2 protein-coding genes and 1 pseudogene are annotated in these 2,855 nt (G+C 61.4%); all 3 read left to right on the forward strand.

What is annotated here, in order from left to right; all coding sequences use genetic code 11:
- Positions 1-359: pseudogene (locus EOA33_RS30800) on the forward strand (valine--tRNA ligase); the annotation flags it as partial.
- A 360-nt stretch (positions 360-719) separates the two neighbouring features.
- Positions 720-1,985, forward strand: coding sequence for an OmpP1/FadL family transporter (locus EOA33_RS30805; RefSeq protein ID WP_126054188.1), 1,266 nt, complete (start codon positions 720-722; stop codon positions 1,983-1,985).
- A 301-nt stretch (positions 1,986-2,286) separates the two neighbouring features.
- On the forward strand, positions 2,287-2,855 hold a 569-nt coding region (locus EOA33_RS30810), incomplete at its 3' end, for a dihydroxy-acid dehydratase (RefSeq protein WP_190234419.1).

Here is a 2,855-nt window from a genome sequence, read left to right on the forward strand (position 1 = left end):
AGGCACACCGTCGCCTCGTTGAGCACCATCTGCGCCGAGCCCTTCGGCGGCGCGTCGGCGACATCGCGCTGGTCGACGCGCCGCCGAAGGGCTCGGCGCAGATGGTGCTCAACGAGGCGACGGTGTGCCTGCCGCTCGGCAGCCTGATCGACCTCGCGGCGGAAGCGGCGCGGCTGCAGAAGGAACTGGCCAAGGTGACCGAGGAGATCGCCCGCCTGCACAAGAAGCTGTCGAACGAGAAATTCGTCGCCAACGCGCCGGAAGAAGTGGTCGAGGCCGAGCGTGAAAAACTCGACGAATACCGCGAGGCGCAAGAGAAGCTTTCGGTGGCGTTGACCCGGGTGCGCGACGCCGGCTGAAGTCAAGATTCGCCTCTACTAGCAGGCAGGTTTCCGGTAGGTTAATTGCCTCGAAAACGGCCATGCCGTTGCGTTAATTTTGACGTAAACGGAAAGTTTTAGCCCCATTGTTGCCATAATGTAACAATGGGGCCAAATAGCCCCGAAAGGCCTTGTTTTTGAGCTTTTTGTGACAGGTTTCACAGATTTTTTCCGCCGAGTTGCCCCGGCAAAGCCATTTTTCGGCTAGGCGGCGGCATAGGCCGATAGGCCCGAAAGGAAGCCGGCCAAGGTGTACATGTACGCCTCCTGAATTCATTGTTGCGCCGTTAACCCGAATTGGTTCTAGCTTGATCCACTAGTATTTCGGGGAGGATATCCATGAACAATTTGCGTTTGAAAGCACTGCTGGGGGCGGGGTGCTTTTCGCTGGCCGCGATCGGTTCCGCGCATGCCGGCGGCCTGGAACGCGGCGGTTACGACATCGACCTGCTGTTCGATCCAGCGCAGGTCACCGGCGAGGCTTCCGCCACCTATGTGATGCCGCAACGAGACCTGAAGAACGTGGTGGACATCGACCCGACAAATGGGCCGCTTAATTTGTTGGGCGCATCCAACTCCGCCCGCGATACCGAAAGCTACTGGGTGCCAAGTGCCGGCATCAAGATCGGCATGGGCCCTGTCGATTGCCTCGGCGACTACGGCCAACCGATCGGAGCGTTCAGCAATCCCGGCGCCAATTGGGCCGGTGCGAACGGCAATATCATAACCAAGGTAAAGAGCGAAGCGCTGGGCGCAACCTGCTCGTACAAGATGGACCTTGGCAAAGGTCAGTTTCGGGTTCTTGGCGGCGTATTTCACGAGGATGTTTCGGGCTTCAAGGAGCAGTTGGTTGCTCCTCTCCCGGCATTCTTGGGCACGGGCGTAGGACGCCTCGATCTCGAGGGAGATGGCTGGGGATGGCGTGCCGGTGTCGCCTATGAGATTCCGGAAATCGCTCTGCGCGCCAGCCTGGTCTACAATTCGGCGGTGAAGCTCGACAACCTCGCCGGAACGCTCGACCTGACCCAGGTTTCCAGCATCATCGATCCGACAAATCCGCTGCTAGGTACCGTAACCAATGTCTATGGCTCCTCTGAAGTGCCGGACTCGGTGGAACTGAAGCTGCAGTCTGGTATCGCGCCAGGATGGCTGGCCTTCGGCTCCATCAAGTGGATGAACTGGAGCCAATTGCAGAGCATTCCGTTCTGCCCGACTGCGACGAAGGGCGTGTTTGCCTGCACCACCACCAGCGTGGTTCGCGCGACGTCATTGGATCTGCTCTACAGGGACGGATGGACTGTCTCCGGCGGCATCGGCCACAAGTTCAACGATCAGTGGAGCGGTGCGGCAGTTCTTACCTGGGATCGTGGTACCACCACCGGCCTCAGCGCCCAGACCGACACCTGGACCATCAGCGGCGGCGTGGCGTACACGCCGACCCAGAACATCGAGCTCCGTTTCGGTGGCGCGCTGGGCGTGCTCACCAGCGGGTCGATACATCCTGTCGTCGGCAGCGACGGCGTCACCTACGGCACCGACTATACCGCCGACTTCGGCAACGACCTTGTTTCCGCCGTCTCCACCTCGTTTAAGGTGAAGTGGTAAGCCCTTCAAACTGAACACAAAAGGCCGGGCATTGCCCGGCCTTTTTCGTTGGTGCCGTCAGGCGTGCGGGCGTCGCCGTAGCCGCACCAATCTCGCCGCGGTGCAGATTCGCCGCACATCCCGCGCCCCTCACAATTGTGACGTTTTAGCAACACTTTATGAACAACCCCAGCGCTACAGTTCCGGCCAGGGGGATTGCCCATTTCCCGCCATAAACCCGGCGCACCTCGAAATGGTCTCGGGACACGCGCCAAAAGGCTCGGCGATGGGGCAGGCCGCACCGCCCGCGGCAAGGACGAGTATGGACGCCAGAGTTATCTCCAAGGCCAAGCTGCCCAGCCGCTACGTGACCGTGGGTCCGGCGCGCGCGCCGCATCGCTCGTACCTCTACGCCATGGGATTGTCGGCGGCCGAGATCGCGCAGCCGCTGGTCGGCGTCGCCAGCTGCTGGAACGAGGCGGCACCCTGCAACATCTCGCTGATGCGTCAGGCGCAGGTGGTCAAGAAAGGCGTCGCCGCCGCCAACGGCACACCGCGCGAGTTCTGCACCATCACCGTCACCGACGGCATCGCCATGGGCCACCAGGGCATGAAATCGTCGCTTGTGTCGCGCGAGGTGATCGCCGATTCCGTCGAGCTGACCATGCGCGGCCATTGCTACGACGCGCTGGTCGGTCTTGCCGGTTGCGACAAGTCGCTGCCCGGCATGATGATGGCCATGGTGCGCCTCAACGTGCCATCGATCTTCATCTATGGCGGCTCGATCCTTCCCGGCAGCTATCGCGGCCGGCAGATCACCGTGCAAGACGTGTTCGAGGCGGTCGGCCAGCATTCGGTCGGCACGATCAGCGACGCCGAACTGCTCGAGAT

This window comes from Mesorhizobium sp. M4A.F.Ca.ET.050.02.1.1, from assembly GCF_003997725.1.
Lineage (GTDB): Bacteria > Pseudomonadota > Alphaproteobacteria > Rhizobiales > Rhizobiaceae > Mesorhizobium.

Coding starts and splice junctions, on each gene's coding strand:
- EOA33_RS30805 (WP_126054188.1), top strand. CDS start 720: ATGAACAATTTGCGTTTGAAAGCACTGCTGGGGGCGGGGTGCTTTTCG.